General features: G+C 66.2%; 14 protein-coding genes and 3 rRNA genes. 12 read left to right on the top strand and 5 right to left on the bottom strand.

All coding sequences use genetic code 11. The features are described from left to right. Positions 1-54: 54 nt before the first annotated feature. Positions 55-1,053: a tryptophan--tRNA ligase gene (gene trpS, locus OHA37_RS16325; RefSeq protein WP_266905851.1), complete on the bottom strand. Its 999-nt coding sequence runs from the start codon at positions 1,051-1,053 to the stop codon at positions 55-57. A 933-nt stretch (positions 1,054-1,986) separates the two neighbouring features. Between trpS and OHA37_RS16320 the strand changes: the two genes are divergently transcribed. The 11 genes from OHA37_RS16320 (at position 1,987) to OHA37_RS16270 (ending at position 14,271) form a co-directional block, all read left to right on the top strand. Beyond that, a 16S ribosomal RNA gene (locus OHA37_RS16320) occupies positions 1,987-3,511 on the top strand. A gap of 284 nt (positions 3,512-3,795) precedes the next feature. Next, positions 3,796-6,920 (top strand): 23S ribosomal RNA (locus tag OHA37_RS16315). A 74-nt stretch (positions 6,921-6,994) separates the two neighbouring features. Next, positions 6,995-7,112: ribosomal RNA gene (gene rrf / locus OHA37_RS16310) — 5S ribosomal RNA — on the top strand. Together the 16S, 23S and 5S rRNA genes form the textbook arrangement of a ribosomal RNA operon. Before the next feature lie 168 nt (positions 7,113-7,280). Continuing rightward, positions 7,281-7,979 (top strand): HAD family hydrolase, encoded by a 699-nt coding sequence (locus OHA37_RS16305; RefSeq protein ID WP_266905849.1) that lies wholly within the window; start codon positions 7,281-7,283, stop codon positions 7,977-7,979. Positions 7,980-8,038: 59 nt separating this feature from the next. Then, positions 8,039-9,265 (top strand): MFS transporter, encoded by a 1,227-nt coding sequence (locus OHA37_RS16300; RefSeq protein WP_266905847.1) that lies wholly within the window; start codon positions 8,039-8,041, stop codon positions 9,263-9,265. Continuing rightward, positions 9,237-10,388: an acetoin utilization protein AcuC gene (locus OHA37_RS16295; protein ID WP_266912850.1), complete on the top strand. Its 1,152-nt coding sequence runs from the start codon at positions 9,237-9,239 to the stop codon at positions 10,386-10,388. The genes OHA37_RS16300 and OHA37_RS16295 overlap by 29 nt, the downstream gene beginning before the upstream one ends. A 338-nt stretch (positions 10,389-10,726) precedes the next feature. Beyond that, entirely contained in the window at positions 10,727-11,557 is an 831-nt protein-coding gene (locus tag OHA37_RS16290; protein ID WP_266905845.1) for a phosphatase, read from the top strand. Positions 11,558-11,671: 114 nt separating this feature from the next. Beyond that, positions 11,672-11,881 (top strand): helix-turn-helix domain-containing protein, encoded by a 210-nt coding sequence (locus OHA37_RS16285; RefSeq protein ID WP_162688852.1) that lies wholly within the window; start codon positions 11,672-11,674, stop codon positions 11,879-11,881. A 142-nt stretch (positions 11,882-12,023) separates the two neighbouring features. After that, positions 12,024-12,122 (top strand): 30S ribosomal protein bS22, encoded by a 99-nt coding sequence (locus tag OHA37_RS16280; RefSeq protein ID WP_003948845.1) that lies wholly within the window; start codon positions 12,024-12,026, stop codon positions 12,120-12,122. 95 nt (positions 12,123-12,217) lie between these two features. Further along, positions 12,218-13,273 (top strand): NAD-dependent epimerase/dehydratase family protein, encoded by a 1,056-nt coding sequence (locus tag OHA37_RS16275; RefSeq protein ID WP_266912848.1) that lies wholly within the window; start codon positions 12,218-12,220, stop codon positions 13,271-13,273. After that, positions 13,273-14,271 (top strand): lysophospholipid acyltransferase family protein, encoded by a 999-nt coding sequence (locus tag OHA37_RS16270; protein WP_266905843.1) that lies wholly within the window; start codon positions 13,273-13,275, stop codon positions 14,269-14,271. The genes OHA37_RS16275 and OHA37_RS16270 overlap by 1 nt, the downstream gene beginning before the upstream one ends. 84 nt (positions 14,272-14,355) lie before the next feature. Here the strand turns inward: OHA37_RS16270 and OHA37_RS16265 are convergent, their stop codons facing one another. The 4 genes from OHA37_RS16265 to OHA37_RS16250 form a co-directional block, all read right to left on the bottom strand. Further along, positions 14,356-15,564: a DUF5667 domain-containing protein gene (locus tag OHA37_RS16265; protein ID WP_266905841.1), complete on the bottom strand. Its 1,209-nt coding sequence runs from the start codon at positions 15,562-15,564 to the stop codon at positions 14,356-14,358. A gap of 287 nt (positions 15,565-15,851) precedes the next feature. Further along, a complete protein-coding gene (locus OHA37_RS16260) occupies positions 15,852-16,670 on the bottom strand; it encodes an ECF subfamily RNA polymerase sigma factor, BldN family (protein ID WP_266905839.1) in 819 nt (272 codons plus the stop codon). Between the two features lie 361 nt (positions 16,671-17,031). Then, positions 17,032-18,021 (bottom strand): HAD family hydrolase, encoded by a 990-nt coding sequence (locus OHA37_RS16255; protein ID WP_266905837.1) that lies wholly within the window; start codon positions 18,019-18,021, stop codon positions 17,032-17,034. A 123-nt stretch (positions 18,022-18,144) separates the two neighbouring features. Then, positions 18,145-19,380, bottom strand: a complete 1,236-nt coding sequence (locus tag OHA37_RS16250; protein ID WP_266905835.1) for an RNA-guided endonuclease InsQ/TnpB family protein — start codon at positions 19,378-19,380, stop codon at positions 18,145-18,147. Between the two features lie 95 nt (positions 19,381-19,475). Between OHA37_RS16250 and OHA37_RS16245 the strand changes: the two genes are divergently transcribed. Beyond that, positions 19,476-19,754 carry a glutaredoxin family protein gene (locus OHA37_RS16245; protein WP_266905833.1) on the top strand — a complete coding sequence of 93 codons (279 nt, stop codon included), beginning with the start codon at positions 19,476-19,478 and terminating at the stop codon, positions 19,752-19,754. Positions 19,755-19,831: the final 77 nt, after the last annotated feature.

Below are 19,831 nucleotides of genomic sequence, written 5' to 3'. Positions count from 1 at the left end.
GGGGCTGCGCGCGCAGCCCCGTAACGACGACGACCAGCCCTTCTCCCTCTCCCCTCAGGGCTCCAGCAGCCCGATGGCCCGGTACGCCGCATCGACCACCGGCCGCGCGATCGCCCGGGCCCGCCCGGCCCCCGCGCGCAGCACCGCCTCCACCGTCCCCGGATCGGCCGCCAGCTCCGCGTGCCGTACGCGGACCGGCCGCAGCAGCTCCACGACGGCGTCGGCCACGTCCCGCTTGAGCGCCCCGTACCCGGTGTACCCGTCGGCGAGCGCGGCCGGATCACCGCCGGTGCAGGCGGCGAGGACGTCCAGCAGGTTCGAGACCCCCGGGCGCGCGGCGGGGTCGTACACCACCCCGCCGTCCCCGCTGTCGGTGACGGCCCGCATCACCTTCTTCCGCACCGCCTCGGGCTCGTCGAGGATGAACACCACCCCGGGCCCCGCGTCCCCCGACTTCCCCATCTTCGACCGAGGGTCCTGCAGGTCCATGACCCGAGCCGCCACCACGGGATGCGTGGCCTTGGGCACGGTGAAGGTGTACCCGTACCGCTGGTTGAACCGCACCGCCAGATCCCGGGTCAGCTCGACGTGCTGCCGCTGGTCCTCCCCGACCGGCACCTCACCGGTCCGGTACGCCAAAATATCGGCGGCCATCAGCACGGGATAGGTGAGCAGCGACAGCCGTACGCCTTCCCCCGAGGCCTGTGCCTTCGCCGCCTTCTCCTTGTACTGCACCATCCGCCGCAGCTCCCCGTCCGAAGCCGTGCACTCCAGCAGGTACGAGAGCCGGGCGTGCTCGTCCACGTGGCTCTGCACGAACAGCGTGCACTTCTCGGGAGTCAGCCCGGCGGCGAGCAACAGCGTCGCCGCCTGCCGACTGAGCCGGCGCACCCGCGCCGGATCGTGCTCGACGGTCAGGGCGTGCAGATCGACCACGCAGAACAGCGCCTCGTCGGGCTCCTGCTCGGCGGCGACCCACTGCCGTACGGCCCCCAGGTAGTTCCCCAGCGTCAGATGCCCCGTCGGCTTGACCCCGCTGAAGATCCTCGTCATGTCCCTGCTCCCTGCTCGTGTCGGTGTGGGCGTCGACGCCACCGCGTCGGGCGGCCGAGCCACTCCCGGGAGGGGAGAAACAGAAACGGCCGCCGAGATCGGCGGCCGTCGAGCGCGTGCGTGCTCGCGTGGATGGTCGGCCGCCGTCAGGCGGCCCACCAACGAAGGTCGAGCGTGAGCGCACGCGTAGTCATGAGGGAGAGGCTAGACCCTGAGGCGTGAGGAGGGCGTCAGGTTTGCGCGCCCGGCGGGGCTGGTCAGCCAGGGGTTGACACACCTGTGCCCGATCCGTAAGGTTCTTCGAGTTGTCCGAAGTGAGCATCCGACCCCGGTCGGTCCCCGGACAGCCATCCCGCACCACACATTCGAACGAACGACTCACTTTGTCGTCCCGTTTTCATGCGTATTTGCGAATGAGGAATCCGCGTCCACGGACGCAGCCGCCGATTAGGTTCGGGGGCAAGGAATCCGCTACTGTCTCACTCGTCGCAAGGGCCCAACAGCCCGAACGGCAAATCCCGTTGACTGGGAGTCAGGCCCGAAAGGATCTGATAGAGTCGAAATCGCCGGAAAGGGAAAACGCGAAAGCGAAGAACCGGAAGGCGGAAAACAAGCGAGACAGACTCTGATAGAGTCTGAAACGCAAGAACAGAACGAAAGCCCGGAGGAAAGCCCCAGTAATTGTTACTGAGGGTGAGTACAAAGGAAGCGTCCGTTCCTTGAGAACTCAACAGCGTGCCAAAAATCAACGCCAAAAAGTTGATACCCCGTCCATTTCGGTGGATGAGGTTCCTTTGAAAAAGACCTGTGAGGTCGCGGCTTCGGCCCTGACGCTTGCAGGCAATTACACAGCGAGGACGCAGTGGACGGTCGGTCTTATTCCGACATGACTGTCCCGCTCTAAGTGCGTGTGCACCGGATTACCGGTAAACATTCATGGAGAGTTTGATCCTGGCTCAGGACGAACGCTGGCGGCGTGCTTAACACATGCAAGTCGAACGATGAAGCCCTTCGGGGTGGATTAGTGGCGAACGGGTGAGTAACACGTGGGCAATCTGCCCTTCACTCTGGGACAAGCCCTGGAAACGGGGTCTAATACCGGATAACACTCCTGCCTGCATGGGCGGGGGTTAAAAGCTCCGGCGGTGAAGGATGAGCCCGCGGCCTATCAGCTTGTTGGTGGGGTAATGGCCCACCAAGGCGACGACGGGTAGCCGGCCTGAGAGGGCGACCGGCCACACTGGGACTGAGACACGGCCCAGACTCCTACGGGAGGCAGCAGTGGGGAATATTGCACAATGGGCGAAAGCCTGATGCAGCGACGCCGCGTGAGGGATGACGGCCTTCGGGTTGTAAACCTCTTTCAGCAGGGAAGAAGCGAAAGTGACGGTACCTGCAGAAGAAGCGCCGGCTAACTACGTGCCAGCAGCCGCGGTAATACGTAGGGCGCAAGCGTTGTCCGGAATTATTGGGCGTAAAGAGCTCGTAGGCGGCTTGTCACGTCGGATGTGAAAGCCCGAGGCTTAACCTCGGGTCTGCATTCGATACGGGCTAGCTAGAGTGTGGTAGGGGAGATCGGAATTCCTGGTGTAGCGGTGAAATGCGCAGATATCAGGAGGAACACCGGTGGCGAAGGCGGATCTCTGGGCCATTACTGACGCTGAGGAGCGAAAGCGTGGGGAGCGAACAGGATTAGATACCCTGGTAGTCCACGCCGTAAACGTTGGGAACTAGGTGTTGGCGACATTCCACGTCGTCGGTGCCGCAGCTAACGCATTAAGTTCCCCGCCTGGGGAGTACGGCCGCAAGGCTAAAACTCAAAGGAATTGACGGGGGCCCGCACAAGCAGCGGAGCATGTGGCTTAATTCGACGCAACGCGAAGAACCTTACCAAGGCTTGACATATACCGGAAAGCATTAGAGATAGTGCCCCCCTTGTGGTCGGTATACAGGTGGTGCATGGCTGTCGTCAGCTCGTGTCGTGAGATGTTGGGTTAAGTCCCGCAACGAGCGCAACCCTTGTCCTGTGTTGCCAGCATGCCCTTCGGGGTGATGGGGACTCACAGGAGACCGCCGGGGTCAACTCGGAGGAAGGTGGGGACGACGTCAAGTCATCATGCCCCTTATGTCTTGGGCTGCACACGTGCTACAATGGCCGGTACAATGAGCTGCGATACCGTGAGGTGGAGCGAATCTCAAAAAGCCGGTCTCAGTTCGGATTGGGGTCTGCAACTCGACCCCATGAAGTCGGAGTTGCTAGTAATCGCAGATCAGCATTGCTGCGGTGAATACGTTCCCGGGCCTTGTACACACCGCCCGTCACGTCACGAAAGTCGGTAACACCCGAAGCCGGTGGCCCAACCCGTAAGGGAGGGAGCTGTCGAAGGTGGGACTGGCGATTGGGACGAAGTCGTAACAAGGTAGCCGTACCGGAAGGTGCGGCTGGATCACCTCCTTTCTAAGGAGCACAGTACCGATTGCAGACAAACGTTCTGCACGGTCAGCTCAGGGTGGAACGTTGATTAGTTGGCACGGTTTCCAAAACCTTCTGTGAGTACTGCTTCGGCGTGGAAAACGGTTTGAGTGGCGGGGATCGTGCTTGGCACGTTGTTGGGTATCTGAGGGTACGGCCGAAAGGTCTTATCTTCGCGATGCCGGCCCCAGTGAACTTCGCCTTATGGGTGAGGGTGATGGGTGACTGGTCGTTGCTTGAGAACTACACAGTGGACGCGAGCATCTGTAGGCCAAGTTTTTAAGGGCGCACGGTGGATGCCTTGGCACCAGGAACCGATGAAGGACGTGAGAGGCCGCGATAGGCCCCGGGGAGCTGCCAACTGAGCTTTGATCCGGGGGTGTCCGAATGGGGAAACCCGGCAGTCGTCATGGGCTGTCACCCACTGCTGAACACATAGGCAGTGTGGAGGGAACGCGGGGAAGTGAAACATCTCAGTACCCGCAGGAAGAGAAAACAACCGTGATTCCGGGAGTAGTGGCGAGCGAAACCGGATGAGGCCAAACCGTATGCGTGTGATACCCGGCAGGGGTTGCGCATGCGGGGTTGTGGGAATTCTTTTGATCGGTCTGCCGGCCGGTCGGCGAGTCAGAAACCGTTGATGTAGTCGAAGGACATGCGAAAGGTCCGGCGTAGAGGGTAAGACCCCCGTAGACGAAACATCAGCGGCTTGCTTAAGAATCTCCCAAGTAGCACGGGGCCCGAGAAATCCCGTGTGAATCTGGCGGGACCACCCGCTAAGCCTAAATATTCCCTGGTGACCGATAGCGGATAGTACCGTGAGGGAATGGTGAAAAGTACCGCGGGAGCGGAGTGAAATAGTACCTGAAACCGTGTGCCTACAAGCCGTGGGAGCGTCGCTGTATGTGCTTCGCACATACAGTCGTGACTGCGTGCCTTTTGAAGAATGAGCCTGCGAGTTAGCGGTGTGTAGCGAGGTTAACCCGTGTGGGGAAGCCGTAGCGAAAGCGAGTCCGAATAGGGCGATTGAGTTGCACGCTCTAGACCCGAAGCGGAGTGATCTAGCCATGGGCAGGTTGAAGCGGAGGTAAGACTTCGTGGAGGACCGAACCCACCAGGGTTGAAAACCTGGGGGATGACCTGTGGTTAGGGGTGAAAGGCCAATCAAACTCCGTGATAGCTGGTTCTCCCCGAAATGCATTTAGGTGCAGCGTCACGTGTTTCTTGCCGGAGGTAGAGCACTGGATAGGCGATGGGCCCTACCGGGTTACTGACCTTAGCCAAACTCCGAATGCCGGTAAGTGAGAGCGTGGCAGTGAGACTGTGGGGGATAAGCTCCATGGTCGAGAGGGAAACAGCCCAGAGCATCGACTAAGGCCCCTAAGCGTACGCTAAGTGGGAAAGGATGTGGAGTCGCAGAGACAACCAGGAGGTTGGCTTAGAAGCAGCCACCCTTGAAAGAGTGCGTAATAGCTCACTGGTCAAGTGATTCCGCGCCGACAATGTAGCGGGGCTCAAGCGTACCGCCGAAGTCGTGTCATTGCAGCAATAGGGCCAACGCCCGCTGTGATGGGTAGGGGAGCGTCGTGTGCCGGGTGAAGCAGCAGCGGAAGCTAGTTGTGGACGGTTCACGAGTGAGAATGCAGGCATGAGTAGCGATACACACGTGAGAAACGTGTGCGCCGATTGACTAAGGGTTCCTGGGTCAAGCTGATCTGCCCAGGGTAAGTCGGGACCTAAGGCGAGGCCGACAGGCGTAGTCGATGGACAACCGGTTGATATTCCGGTACCCGCTTTGAAACGCCCAATATCGAATCAGGCGATGCTAAGCCCGTGAAGCCGTTCCGGACCCTTCGGGGAAAGGAAAGTGGTGGAGCCGGTGACCCAGACTTGTAGTAGGTAAGCGATGGGGTGACGCAGGAAGGTAGTCCAGCCCGGGCGGTGGTAGTCCCGGGGTAAGGGTGTAGGCCGAGGGGTAGGCAAATCCGTCCCTCATATAAGGCTGAGACCTGATGCCGAGCCGATTGTGGTGAAGTGGATGATCCTATGCTGTCGAGAAAAGCCTCTAGCGAGTTTCATGGCGGCCCGTACCCTAAACCGACTCAGGTGGTCAGGTAGAGAATACCGAGGCGTTCGGGTGAACTATGGTTAAGGAACTCGGCAAAATGCCCCCGTAACTTCGGGAGAAGGGGGGCCATCACTGGTGATCGGATTTACTCCGTGAGCTGGGGGTGGCCGCAGAGACCAGCGAGAAGCGACTGTTTACTAAAAACACAGGTCCGTGCGAAGCCGTAAGGCGATGTATACGGACTGACGCCTGCCCGGTGCTGGAACGTTAAGGGGACCGGTTAGTCACATTTCGGTGTGGCGAAGCTGAGAACTTAAGCGCCAGTAAACGGCGGTGGTAACTATAACCATCCTAAGGTAGCGAAATTCCTTGTCGGGTAAGTTCCGACCTGCACGAATGGCGTAACGACTTCTCGACTGTCTCAACCATAGGCCCGGTGAAATTGCACTACGAGTAAAGATGCTCGTTTCGCGCAGCAGGACGGAAAGACCCCGGGACCTTTACTATAGTTTGATATTGGTGTTCGGTTCGGCTTGTGTAGGATAGGTGGGAGACTTTGAAGCGGCCACGCCAGTGGTTGTGGAGTCGTCGTTGAAATACCACTCTGGTCGTGCTGGATGTCTAACCTCGGTCCGTGATCCGGATCAGGGACAGTGTCTGATGGGTAGTTTAACTGGGGCGGTTGCCTCCCAAAAAGTAACGGAGGCGCCCAAAGGTTCCCTCAGCCTGGTTGGCAATCAGGTGTTGAGTGTAAGTGCACAAGGGAGCTTGACTGTGAGACCGACGGGTCGAGCAGGGACGAAAGTCGGGACTAGTGATCCGGCGGTGGCTTGTGGAAGCGCCGTCGCTCAACGGATAAAAGGTACCCCGGGGATAACAGGCTGATCTTCCCCAAGAGTCCATATCGACGGGATGGTTTGGCACCTCGATGTCGGCTCGTCGCATCCTGGGGCTGGAGTCGGTCCCAAGGGTTGGGCTGTTCGCCCATTAAAGCGGTACGCGAGCTGGGTTTAGAACGTCGTGAGACAGTTCGGTCCCTATCCGCTGTGCGCGTAGGAATATTGAGAAGGGCTGTCCCTAGTACGAGAGGACCGGGACGGACGAACCTCTGGTGTGCCAGTTGTCCTGCCAAGGGCATGGCTGGTTGGCTACGTTCGGGAGGGATAACCGCTGAAAGCATCTAAGCGGGAAGCCTGCTTCAAGATGAGTATTCCCACCTCCTTGAGAGGGTAAGGCTCCCAGTAGACGACTGGGTTGATAGGCCAGATGTGGAAGCCCGGTAACGGGTGGAGCTGACTGGTACTAATAGGCCGAGGGCTTGTCCTCAGTTGCTCGCGTCCACTGTGTTAGTTCTGAAGTAACGAACTGTGTCATATCCGGTTTGGTTAACTTCATAGTGTTTCGGTGGTCATAGCGTTAGGGAAACGCCCGGTTTACATTCCGAACCCGGAAGCTAAGCCTTTCAGCGCCGATGGTACTGCAGGGGGGACCCTGTGGGAGAGTAGGACGCCGCCGAACAATCATTGTAGAAAGCCCCGTACCGGGTAACCGGTACGGGGCTTTTCTGCGTTCTGGGCCAAAACCTAGCTGAGGGTGAGGGCGGGCGGGTCAGGATCTTTGGATGTCCTGCGGATGCCCGGCATGGGGTCCGGATGGATTGGGCCTGACGGCTCGTAGGGTTGTCGCATGGGCTACGACCTCGTCATCTTCGACAACGACGGCGTGCTGGTGGACAGTGAGCCGCTCGCCAACAGCATCCTCGCCGGGTACCTGACCGAGCTGGGGCACCCGACCTCGTACGAGGAGTCGCTCCGCGACTACATGGGGGCCGCGGTCCACCGGGTCCACGACCTCGTGCGCGAACGGACCGGGCAGGACCTGCCGGCCGACTTCGACAGCACGCTGCACGCGCGCACCTTCGCCGCCTTCGAGCGGGAGCTCAAGCCCGTGCCCGGGGTCGAGGGGGTGCTGGCGGCTCTGGTCGAGAGCGGGACCGCGTACTGCCTCGCGTCCTCCGGGAGCCACGAGCGGATCAGGGTCGGCCACCGGGCGGCCGGGCTCGACGAATGGTTCGAGGAGGAGTGGATCTTCAGCTCGGAGGACGTGGGCAAGGGCAAGCCCGCCCCCGATCTGTTCCTGCACGCCGCGGACCAGATGGGTGTGGCACCCGGCCGGTGCGTGGTCGTCGAGGACAGCCCGCTGGGCGTCCAGGCCGCGCTGGCCGCGGGGATGGACGTGCTCGGGTACACCGCGATGGTGCCCGCCGACCGGCTGCCCGGCGCCACCGGATACTTCGGCGACATGAACCAGCTGGCCGGGCTGCTGGGGCTGGCCGAGGGCGCCGGGTCCGGATACACGGGATACAGCGGCGGGTTCTCGCACTGACCCAATCGATATGTGATCGCTCTACCCACCGGTAGCACCGGGGCCTACGCTGAGCCGCCATGACGGCAGACGTGCGGCTGAGCCGCGGGCGCGGGGCGTTGGGGTTCAGTTTCTTCGTGCAGGGCGTGGCCTTCGCGCTGCTCGTGACGCGGATCCCCGCCATTCAGGACCGGTACGGGATATCCGACGCACTGCTGCCCGCCTTCCTGGCCGCCGTGCCGATCCTCGCCGGTGTGTCCAGCGTGGCCACCGAGCACCTGGTGAAGCGGGTCGCGCCCAGCACCGTACTGCGGTGGGCGCAGCCGCTCGTGCTGCTCGCACTGCTGGGGGTCGGCGCCGGCAGCGAGATGTGGCACGTGGCGCTGTCCCTCGGGGCGTTCGGGCTGTTCGTGGGGGCGCTCGACGCCTCCATGAACATGCTCGGGGTGAGTCTGCAGGGCGCGTACGGGCGCAGCATCATGCTCGGGTTCCACGCGTCCTACAGTCTCGGCGGGATCCTGGGCGCCTCGGCCGCGTGGGCGGGGGCGCACTGGCACCTGTCGCTGTTCAGCTCATATCTGCCCGCCGTGGTGGTCCTGTTGCCGCTCGCGCTCCTCGCCAGCCGGTTCTACGTGGACCAGGACGCCAAGGCGGGCGCCGCCGAGGCCAAGGGGCTCGGGCCGGGCGGGTTCAAGCTGCTGCTGCCGCTGTGCCTGGTGATGGCGTGCGCGTACATCGGGGACTCGACGGTGTCGAACTGGAGCGCCAAGTATCTCCAGGACGTGCTCGGCAGCTCCGAGCAGCTCGCCACCGTCCCCTACAACGTCTACATGGTGACCACCCTGCTCGGGCGGGCCGTGGGCGACCTCGGGGTGCGGCGCTTCGGGGCCGTGGCCGTCGTACGGATCGGGACGGTCGTCGCGGCGGGCGGGTTCGCCGTGGTCGCGGCGGCGCCCGGGGCGTGGGTGGGGATGCTCGGCTTCACGCTGCTGGGGTTCGGGCTGTGCGTGATCGTGCCGCAGACCTTCGCGGCGGCGGGCCGGCTGTTCCCGGGATCCTCCGACACCGCGATCGCGCGGCTCAACATCTTCAACTACGTCGGTTTCCTCATCGGGGCGCCGCTCGTGGGCGGGATCGGGGACGCCTGGAGCTACCGCGGAGCGATGCTGGTGCCGATGGTGCTGGTCCTCGTCACTCTTTTCTATGCCCGCTCGTTCGCTGCGGAGCCCGCCCGATACGGTGTCCGGCATGAGCGGCGAACCGGTGACCGGGCTGTTGATGTGGGACGAGGCGGTAACGAAGTATGACTTCGGGCCGGGCCATCCGATGGACCCGGTGCGCCTGGAGCTGACCATGGGTCTGGTACGGGCCTTCGGGCTCGACCGGGAGCTGGAGGTACGGGCGGGCCGGCCGGCCGGGGAGTCGACGCTGCGGCTCGTCCACCGCGAGGACTACGTGGCGGCCGTGCGCGAGGTGTCCGCCGACCCCGGGGTCGCCGACGGCTCGTTCGGGCTGGGGACGGCGGACGATCCGGCGTTCCACGGCATGCACGAGGCGTCCGCGCTGATCGCCGGGCAGTCGGTGGCGGCGGCCGAGGCGATCTGGCGCGGGGAGGCCGGGCACGCCGTGAACTTCGCCGGCGGGCTGCACCACGCGATGCCGGGCGGGGCGGCGGGGTTCTGTGTCTACAACGATGCGTCGCTGGCGATCGCGCGGCTGCTGGAGCTCGGGGCCGAGCGGGTCGCGTACGTGGATGTGGACGTGCACCACGGGGACGGGGTCCAGGCGGCGTTCTGGGACGACCCGCGGGTGCTGACGATCTCGATGCACGAGCATCCGCGGACGCTGTTCCCGCAGACGGGCTGGCCCGAGGAGACGGGCGGGCCGGCGGCGGAGGGTTCGGCGGTGAACATCGCGCTGCCCGCCGGGACCGGGGACGAGGGGTGGCTGCGGGCCTTCCACGCGGTGGTGCCGGAGCTGCTGGAGGACTTCCGGCCTCAGGTGCTGGTGACTCAGCACGGGGCCGATACGCATTTCGAGGACCCGTTGGCGCACCTGGCGGTGTCCTTGGACGCGCAGCGGGCGGTGCAGGAGGCGTGCCACGAGCTGGCGCACGCGTGGGTGGAGGGCGGGCGGTGGCTGGCGCTGGGCGGGGGCGGGTACGCCGTCGTGGATGTCGTACCGCGGTCCTGGACGCACCTGGTCGCGATTGCCGGGCATCGGCCGATCGATCCTGAGACGGCTGTGCCGGGGTCTTGGCGGGATGCGGTGTATGCGCGGACGCGGGAGGTGGCGCCCGGGCGGATGACGGATGGGCGGGTGCCGATGTGGCGGGACTGGGAGGGTGGTTACGACCCTGCCGATCGGATCGACCAGGCCGTGCTCGCCACGCGGCGGGCGGTGTTCCCCCTGCGGGGGTTGCTGGCCTAGGCCTGCCGTGGGTGGCCCGGGTGGCCCGGGTGGCCTGAGTGGCCTGGGTGGTGGGCCCTGCGGGGCTGTCCCCTACCCGCCCTTCCACCGTTCCCAGGGCCTGCCCTGACCCGGTCCTCAAGCGCCGGACGGGCTGAGGGGGGCCGGGCTGCGCCCGGACCCCTCTGGGGCTCCGCCCCAGACCCCGCGCCTCAAACGCCGGCGGGGCTGGATTTGGCCGGCGTTGGACTGGATGTGCCGGTTCTGCGGACTGGTGGGCCGGACTTGCGTTGGGCCAACGGGTGGGGGAATGGCCGGAACTGGTGAGGGGTCAGGGTTGGTGCGGGAGCATCGGGAGGGTGTTGAGTACCGGCGCGTTGCGTGCGCATCTGCTGGCCGCCCGACTGGCCGGGCCCGTCGCGACCTCGCGGGAGAAGAGCCTGCGCAGTTACCGGCTGTTCGCGGCGCGGGATCCGCGGGTGCTGCTGGGGCTGGATCCCGCGTGGGGGTGGGGCGAGGGTGATCTGCTGCGGCTGATGGCGCAGAAGTGCGGGGTCTCGGCGGATCCCGCGCACGTCAGCGGGCCGGACGTGATCGATCCCGAGCTGACGGTGGCGGGGCTGGAGGCCTTCGCGAGGAGGCTGCGGGCGGTGGCGCAGGCGCGGGCCCCGGTGTTGTTCGGGACCGGGCACCCGCACCGGCTCCTGGGGTTCTACGCCACCTTGGCGGGGGCGTTGTCGGCGGCGGGATGTGAAGTCCTCACCCCGGCGCGGGGGGTACCTGTCGACGTGCAGACCCGGTTCGGCGTACGCACGCACCGCATCGATTACGTACGAGGGGTCGCACTGGTGCGAGAAGACGGCGTGCGGCCGGACGGGGGTGACACCGGCGCGCACTCCCATTCGCCGCTGCCGGTTCGGATCGCGCTCGGGGCGCTGGCGGAGGCCGGCGGGCCGTTGCCGGAGCTGGTGGTGGGGGACCACGGGTGGGTCTGCGGTGCAGGTCAGCTCGGTGTTGAGGCGATCGGGCTGGCCGATACCGATGATCCCGCGCTGTTCGTGGGGGAAGCCGAGGGGCAGGTGTCGGTGGCGGTTCCGCTTGATGACGCGGTGCGCGCGGACTACTACAGACCGCTCACTCGCTATGTACTCAATCGGGCGAGTCTGTCGGGTCGGCAGGAGTGGGCGTAGCTCCTCTTCCCCACTCGTATCACACGCCCCTACTCTGGTGAGTGAGCGTGCGACGACGGGGCGTAACCGGAGGGGAAGCCGGTGCCCGTCATGCGCGGAAGGTCAAGGTGTGTCATGGCTGCTGGCGAGAGGCCTCTCAGTGAGGTTCAGTTCCTGACCGTGGCGGAGGTCGCCTCGGTGATGCGAGTGTCGAAGATGACCGTGTACCGCTTGGTGCACAACGGACATCTGCCCGCAATCCGGGTGGGCCGGTCCTTCCGGGTCCCGGAAAACGCGGTGCACGAGTACCTCCGCGAGTCCTTCGTGGGGGTGGAATCGGCCTGAGGGCAAGGGTCGGGAGCCCGCGGTTGCCCCTCGGGGGCACGCGGATTACAAGCTCAGAGCTCGGGCGGGTAGGCTAGGCCGACGTAGGTCGTGTGGGCCCCGACGCCCCGCACCGAATGAAGAGAAGTGAGCGAGGGTAGTCGTGGGCTCTGTTATCAAGAAGCGGCGCAAGCGGATGGCTAAGAAGAAGCACCGCAAGCTGCTCAAGCGCACCCGCGTCCAGCGCCGTAACAAGAAGTAAACGGCAGCTGTACGTGTTTACCGCAGCCCCTCCACCATTCTGGTGGAGGGGCTGTGGTGCAGCCGGGGGACTTCTTCGAGGGAGGCGCTGAGCTCGTGGGGAAGGTCGTGCTGGTCACCGGGGCTGCCCGGCAACTGGGAGGCCGCTTCGTGCGGCGGATCCAGCGGGACCCGGAAGTGGAGCGGGTGATCGCGGTCGACGCGGTGACCCCGCCGCACCGGCTCGGCTCGGCCGAGTTCGTCCGTGCGGACATCAGGCAGTCGGCCATCGCCCGGGTGCTGGCCGAGAACGCCGTCGACACGGTGGTGCACCTCGCGGTCACCGGGGGAGCGGCGACGGGCGCGGGCTCCGGCTCGTACAGCACCGTCAAGGAAACCAACGTCATCGGGACGATGCAGCTCCTGGGAGCCTGCCAGAAGTCCCCGACGGTACGGCGGCTCGTGGTGAAGTCCAGTACCAGTGTGTACGGGGGCACCTCGCGGGATCCGGCCGTCTTCACCGAGACCACGCAGCCGAAGTCGCTGCCGTCGGGCGGCTTCGCCAAGGACGCCACCGAGGTCGAGGGGTACGTACGGGGCTTCGCGCGCAGGCGGCCCGACGTCGCGGTGTGCGTGCTGCGGTTCGCGAACATCCTGGGGCCCTTCGCCGACTCGGCGCTCGCCGAGTACTTCTCGATGCCGCTGATCCCGACCGTGCTGGGCTACGACCCGCGGTTGCAGTTCGTCCACGAGGACGACGTACTGGACGTGCTGCGGCTGGCCTCGCAGACCAGTGGGCCCGGCGGGCTCAGCGGGACCTTCAACATCGCCGGCGAGGGCGTGCTGCTGCTGTCGCAGTGCGCGCGGCGGCTGGGACGGCCGACGGTGCCGCTGCTGCTGCCCGCGGTGACCTGGTTGGGCTCGGCGCTGCGGGCGGTCGGGGCGACGGACTTCTCGCCCGAGCAGATAAGGCTCCTCACGCACGGGCGGGTCGTGGAGACCACGCAGATGCGAGAGGTCCTGGGATTCGAGCCGATGTATACGACCGCCGAGACCTTCGCCGACTTCACGCGGAGCCGGGGCGGCGGGCTGCTGCCGCCGGAGCGGGTGGGGCGGGCCGTGGACCGGGTGGCCGGGTTGCTGGACGTGGACATGGATGGAGCGAAGCGATAGTGGCGGACGCCAAGGTCATTCCGTTCGACGAGGACCGGCCGCGACGGCGGTCCTCGCCCGCCCGGCGGGTACGGGTCGCGCCGGAGGCGCCGCTCGCGCCCGTCGCGCAGCCGGCGGCGGAGCCGGTGGTGGAGGCCGTACCGGAGCCCGCGGCGGAGGACGGCTGGGACCGGCGGATCGCCGGCGGGCTGGCGTTCCTGCGGCGCCGGATCACCGGGGAGTACGAGGTCGACGACTTCGGCTACGACAAGGAGCTGACGGACCAGGTCCTGATGTCCCTGATGCGGCCGCTGTACGACAAGTACTTCCGGGTCGAGGTCAAGGGCATAGAGAACATCCCGAAGGAGGGCGGCGCGCTGATCGTGGCGAACCACTCCGGGACCCTGCCCCTGGACGGGCTGATGCTCCAGGTCGCCGTGCACGACCAGCATCCGGCGCAGCGGCACCTGCGGCTGCTGGCGGCGGACCTGGTGTTCATGCTGCCCGTGGTGAACGAGCTGGCGCGCAAGGCCGGGCACACGCTGGCGTGCGCGGAGGACGCGCAGCGGCTGCTGGAGGCCGGGGAGCTGGTGGGCGTGATGCCCGAGGGCTTCAAGGGGATAGGGAAGCCGTTCGGGGAGCGGTACAAGCTCCAGCGGTTCGGGCGGGGTGGGTTCGTGTCGACCGCGCTGCGGGCGGGGACGCCGATCGTGCCCTGCTCGATCGTGGGGGCGGAGGAGATCTACCCCATGATCGGCAACTCGAAGACGCTGGCGCGGCTGCTCGGGATTCCGTACTTCCCGATCACGCCGACGTTCCCGCTGCTGGGGCCGTTGGGGGCGGTGCCGCTGCCGACGAAGTGGACGATCCAGTTCGGGGAGCCGATTCCGACGGACGGGTACGCGGCGGAGGCCGCCGAGGACCCGATGCTGATGTTCAACCTGACGGATCAGGTGCGGGAGCAGATCCAGCACACGTTGTACAAGCTGCTGGTGCAGCGGAGGTCCGTCTTCTTCTGACGGGCCCGTGCATGACGCGTCGGTGCAGCGAAGAGGCCGGCGGGGCTGGATTTCCAGCCCCGCCGGCCTCTTCGTCGTTCGGCCCTAGTCGGCGTCTTCCGCGCTGATGCCCAGGCCTGGGAGGAGGCCGGGGAGCAGGGGCGGGAGGGTGATGTCGGGGCGGGCGGGCGTCGGGGTGGCGCCCGGTTCGGACGGGGTGGACTCGCCCTTGGGCGGGTCCAGGAGATTGCCCGTACCGCCCAGGAGGCCGCCGCCCGGAGGCGGAGCCTTCGGGGAACCCGACGTCTGGTCCGTGGGCGGGTTGGGGGCCGCGGACGGGGCGCCCGGGGAGGGCGTCGCCTGCTGCTTGCCCGCCGGGGCGCTCGGCTTCGTGGAAGGCCCGGAGCCGCGGGTCTGTTCCGGAGGCTTTGGAAGCAGACTCTGGAGCGGCGCCACGTCATGGTCTATGGCCTGGAAGACCGATTCCACCTCACCGCCCACGTCCGTGAGCTGCGCCGGGAGATTGCCCCGGAGCTTGGCCCACGCGTCCCGGTGCGAGCGGGAGAACGAGGACAGCGCCTGGATCGGGCCGAGCGAGCCGTCCCGTTCGTAGGCGGCCTGGAGCAGCCGGTGGCCCTCCGAGGCATCGTGCTTCATGCCCGCGAGGGCCCGGCGGATCTCGCCGAGGGACTCGTGGTCGAGTGCGCCGAGACGGCCGCGCTCCATGAGCCGGCGGGCTTCCGACAGGCGGTTCGAGGCCTGGTCGAGATAGAGCTCGCCCCGGTCCGAATCGTCGTCGGCCATCCCGAGCCGGATGTCCTCCATGCCCCGCTTCACGGGGTACAGGTGGTCACCCGGCAGGGCGTCCGTGCTGGCAGCGGCCACTCCGCTGAAGGCCCCCGCGGCCACACCTACGGTGAGACCGCCTGCCGCGATGCCCTTGGACCAGCGGGAGCGGGGCCGCAATTTCCGGAGCGAGGTCGCCCGGTGGGCGCCGCGGCCGGTCCGCTGTTCGGGCACTTGAGGGTCGGCGGCCACGCCGCCCCCGGCCCTCTCTTCCATCACCTTGGCTTCCATGGCGGCAATGAGCTGGGCTCGTTGCACCACTTTGACCTCGGGGTCCAGCACCGGGCGCGGCATTCTTTCGCCGAGCACGCTCGCCAGGGCCAACAACCGGTCGTGGTCGGCAGGTTCGGCAGGTGCCTCGGACTGCTCGGCCGCCGGGTCCGGTTCAGAAAGGTCGGACGGGGTCCGCTCCTCCAGGGCCTGGGCGAAGGCGTTCGCCCGCCGGTGCGGAGTCACGTTCGCGATCACTGGCGGCACCTCCTCTCGTCATGACGATCGACTCCCCAAGGTGTCCGGAAGGTTGCCTTCCTTGAGCACATCCACACTTTCGAGTGAGCGGCTTCGGGCAGGGCTTGTCCACAGGGAGCCTGCATTCCCCACAACGAGCGGCGCGGCACTTGGGTTACGGACGAAGGATGATCGGACCACAGCGTCGTTGGATTCGTCACTGATGTCGGTGTCGTGCGTGGCGTCAGTGACGTCGGTGTCATCAAGGTCATCAGGGAGGGGTACCGAAATGTGAGAGGAGGGCGGCGTCAGCGGGCGTCGTCGGGGAGCAGGCGGGCCAGGGTGCGGACCGCCCGGTACTGGAGGGTCTTGATGGCACCCTCGTTCTTTCCCATCACCCTGGCCGTCTCGGCGACCGAGAGGCCCTGCAGGAAGCGCAGGGTCACGCACTCCTGCTGCTGCGGATTGAGTTTCCGTACGGCTTCCAGCAGGGCCGCGTTGGAGAGGGACTCCAGGACGGAGTCCTCGGGGGACCGTTCCACCTCGTTGGCGTCGAGCATTTCGCCGGTGGTGACTTCCAGGCGGAAGCGGCTCGACTTGAAGTGGTCGGCGACCAGGTTGCGGGCGATCGTCACGAGCCAGGCGCCGAAGTCGCGGCCCTGCCAGGTGAAGGTGGAGATGCGGCGCAGCGCGCGCAGGAAGGTCTCGCTGGTGAGATCCTCCGCGGTCGCCTTGCCGCCGACGCGGTAGTAGATGTAGCGGTAGACGGTGTCGCTGTACTGGTCGTACAGGCGACCGAAGGCATCGGCTTCGCCGGCCTGGGCGCGTTCGACCAGGTCCATCATGCGGGCCTGGTCGCTGTCCGCGGTGGGACGGCGGGCGGCGGGCGCGGTGGTCCCGGCGGCTGCGCCCCCGGCGGACGAGCCGCCGGCGCGACCGCGTCTGCCCACCGTTGCCCCGCCGTCGGTCAGGGCGTAGCAAGGACCGGCCGGGCCGAGTCCGGCGGGGACCGCGGTGGCGAATGCGGGGGCGGTGTACGCGGTGGGGACGAAGCCGCGCAGCTGGTCGAGGACCGTTGCGCGCAGCGTAGCCAGGCCCGAGGCGTCAACCCCGACAGGTGGGTACACGGGACTCCCAGAGGCAGAGCTTCCATCACGTGCAGTGCGGGACCGTTCACCCGTCGTGGCGACAGATGGCGGTGGCATGCGTTTGAGGAGAATAACGCTTCGTACAGGCAGCGCTACACCCAGTTGCTCAAATCACCGGTTACGACACTTCTGTTGCGTGTCGAGGGCATATTCAGGCACGGATGGTGATCGATTCTTGATCACTTGGATGCGCGGAATGCCTGCTTCCACGGTGGCTCGCGACCGAGTAGGGCAGGGCGGAGTGCCGCGCCGGGGGCGCGGGTAGAGGTGAGCGAATGCTCCGGGCATGGGTGGGCGCCGGGCGTGGTGGGGCGGGAGGCCGGGCAGGGCCCCGTAGGCACTACTTGCGGCGGCGGTGCAGGGCGATCGCGGCGGCCGTGCCGCCCGCGATCGCGCCGACGCCCGCGGCGGCCGGGACGCCGATCTTCACGGCCTTGCGGCCGGTCCGATAGTCGCGCAGGCGCCAGTCGTTGGTGCGGGCATGCTTGCGCAGTTTTGTGTCGGGATTGATCGCGTACGGATGTCCGACCAGTGACAGCATCGGAATGTCGTTGTGCGAATCGCTGTACGCGGCGCAGCGCTCGAGGTCGAGTCCCTCGGCGGCGGCCAGGGCGCGGACCGCCTCGGCCTTGGCGGGGCCGTGCAGCGGCTCGCCGACCAGGCGGCCGGTGTAGATGCCGTCCACGGACTCGGCGACGGTGCCGAGGGCTCCGGTCAGGCCGAGCCGGCGGGCGATGATCGTGGCGGTCTCGACGGGGGCGGCCGTGACGAGCCAGACCTTCTGTCCGGCGTCGAGGTGGGCCTGGGCCAGGGCGCGGGTGCCCGGCCAGATCCGCACCGCCATGTACTCGTCGTAGATCTCCTCGCCGATGGACATCAGTTCGGAGACCTTGTGTCCCTTGACGATGGACAGCGCGCTGTCGCGGGCGTCCTGCATGTGCTCGGGATCCTCGACCCCGGCGAGCCGGAACCAGGCCTGCTGCCAGGCGAAGCGGGCGAGCTCGCGGCGGCGGAAGAACTCCCGCTTGTAGAGGCCGCGGCCGAAGTGGAAGATCGCGGCGCCCTGCATGACGGTGTTGTCGAGGTCGAAGAAGGCGGCGGCCAGGTCGTCGCCGGCGACGGGGAACTCGGGTACGGCGGGTTCCTGCGGAGCCTCGGGCTCCGCCTGCGCCGCGCGTTCCGCTTCGGTGGTTCCGGTGAAGTCCGGGCCGCCGTGTGGTTCGTCGGCCAGCGCGGTCTTGCGGGCGGCCTCGGCCGAGGCCTCGCCTGCCAGCACGCTCCGCGCGGTGGCGGAGCGCCTACGGGGGGTGAGCCATCCCAGAGCGGCCATGACGCGAGCATAGCCACTGTGTTCGGGAGTTCCCGAACCGATGGGAATCGGTGGTTTGAATGCTCCCCTCCTGGAAGGTGAACGGGACTCCCGCGCCTCCCGGGCTATGTGGGGATTTTCGGCTCAAGCTGCCCGACGAACCGGCGGTTCGTCAGGTCTTCCGCTCTCGGCGCCGGCCGGGTTCAGACCTGCCCGGATGAGCATTACGCGTGCGGAATTCTTGTCCCGTGGGGACACAGCTCCGCACGCGTTGCAGGTGTAGGTGCGCATACCCAGCGGCAGTGTGTGCTTGGCTCTCGCTCCGCACTGCGCGCAATCCATCGTGGTGTGCGCGGGGTGGACCAGATGCACGGCGCGGCCGTGCTTGCGGCCCATCTCGATCAGAGCCGTCTTGGTGGCGCCGATGGCGGCGTCAGCGGCCTTCCTGGCCATGGTCGACTTGGCGAGGAACTGGGGGCGGAAGTCCTCGACGGCCAGGGCGTCGTGGTCGCGGACCACACGCTTGGCCCACTTGCGAGCGGTGTCCTGCCGCTGACGTGCGACCTTCTTGTGCAATTTCGCCGCCTGGCGTCGCGCCTCCCGGTAGCCCCTGGACTGTTTCTTGCCCTTCGGGGAATGGCGGCGGTCCATCACCCGCTGATATCGCGCCAACCTCGCGGCAGCCCTCCTGCCGTGTTGCGGGTGCGGCAGATCGTGGGCGTCACAAGTGGTCGTAGCGGTCTCGGTCACTCCCCAATCGATTCCGATCACTCGCCCGGTGGTGGGCAGGGAGTCAGTGGTTGTGGGCACGACGAACGAGCAGTACCAGTGGCCGATGCTGTCCCTGTACACGCGCACCGACGACGGATCACCTGGGAGATCGCGCGACCACACCACCGTGAGTACGATCCCGCCCGCCAGATGTAGGCGGCCATCTTTGATCCGGAACCCGCGCTTGGTGTAGTTCAGGCTCGGATCCGCATCGCGCTTCTTCTTCCATCGGGGCAGACCGGCCCGCTGCCACACCGGCAACCGGTCCTTGATGTCCTTCTGAGCTCTTGCCCGGGACTTTCCGAAGTCCCGGATCAGCTGTTGCTGAGGGACACTCGCACCCTTCCGCAGCCACAGCGTGTGGGCGCGGGCATCAGTCAGCATCCTGTCGAGCTGTGCCGGGCCGCACGTCTGCTTCGTCACGCCTTCAGGGAGGGCCCGATTTGCGGTGTGGACTTGCTTGGACTTGGCCACGCACTCGTTCCAGACCCACCGGCACCGGTCCCACTCGGCCACCAGCAAGGCGAGCGCAGCCGATGACACACGAAGCCGGTAGGTGAACCGAGCAACCTTGGCACCCTCCGCCACCGCCGCCGTTGTTGCCGCCATCACGCCAACGTAGAGCCCGATCTCGCATCAATCCTTAGAACACTGGAACCTCACTCGAGTGAGTGACCGAGCTGCCGGCGCGGGAGAATGGGTGCATGAGTCCTTTGCTGCGCCGTGCCGGAAAGAAGCGTCCCGAGGAGCGGGTGGTCACGCTCATCGGGAAGCCGGGGTGCCATCTCTGTGATGACGCCCAGGAAGTGGTGGAGAAGGTGTGCGCCGAGACGGGCGCACAGTGGGAGAAGAAGGACATTTCCGAGGATGAGGAGCTGTACCGGCTGCACTGGGAGCAGATTCCGGTCGTGCTGGTGGATGGTGAACAGCACACCTTCTGGAGGGTGAACCCTGACCGGCTCCGACGGGCATTGCAGGCTTGAGCCGTCGGGCGGTTACCATCATGGGCGATTTATGGGGTCTCGGGGGCGTATTGGTGAGGAGTGTGTACCGTTTTGCC

It is taken from the genome of Streptomyces sp. NBC_00335, from assembly GCF_036127095.1.
Lineage (GTDB): Bacteria > Actinomycetota > Actinomycetes > Streptomycetales > Streptomycetaceae > Streptomyces.
The sequence above is the reverse complement of the archived record's forward strand: the minus strand, read 5'-3'. Positions and strand labels throughout refer to the sequence as shown.

Excerpts from the sequence above, each read along its gene's own strand:
- OHA37_RS16255 (WP_266905837.1), bottom strand. The coding sequence starts at position 18,021 with ATGGCCGCTCTGGGATGGCTCACCCCCCGTAGGCGCTCCGCCACCGCG.
- OHA37_RS16250 (WP_266905835.1), bottom strand. The coding sequence starts at position 19,380 with ATGGCGGCAACAACGGCGGCGGTGGCGGAGGGTGCCAAGGTTGCTCGG.
- OHA37_RS16305 (WP_266905849.1), top strand. The coding sequence starts at position 7,281 with ATGGGCTACGACCTCGTCATCTTCGACAACGACGGCGTGCTGGTGGAC.
- trpS (WP_266905851.1), bottom strand. The coding sequence starts at position 1,053 with ATGACGAGGATCTTCAGCGGGGTCAAGCCGACGGGGCATCTGACGCTG.
- OHA37_RS16245 (WP_266905833.1), top strand. The coding sequence starts at position 19,476 with ATGAGTCCTTTGCTGCGCCGTGCCGGAAAGAAGCGTCCCGAGGAGCGG.
- OHA37_RS16285 (WP_162688852.1), top strand. The coding sequence starts at position 11,672 with ATGGCTGCTGGCGAGAGGCCTCTCAGTGAGGTTCAGTTCCTGACCGTG.
- OHA37_RS16295 (WP_266912850.1), top strand. The coding sequence starts at position 9,237 with ATGTGGGACGAGGCGGTAACGAAGTATGACTTCGGGCCGGGCCATCCG.
- OHA37_RS16300 (WP_266905847.1), top strand. The coding sequence starts at position 8,039 with ATGACGGCAGACGTGCGGCTGAGCCGCGGGCGCGGGGCGTTGGGGTTC.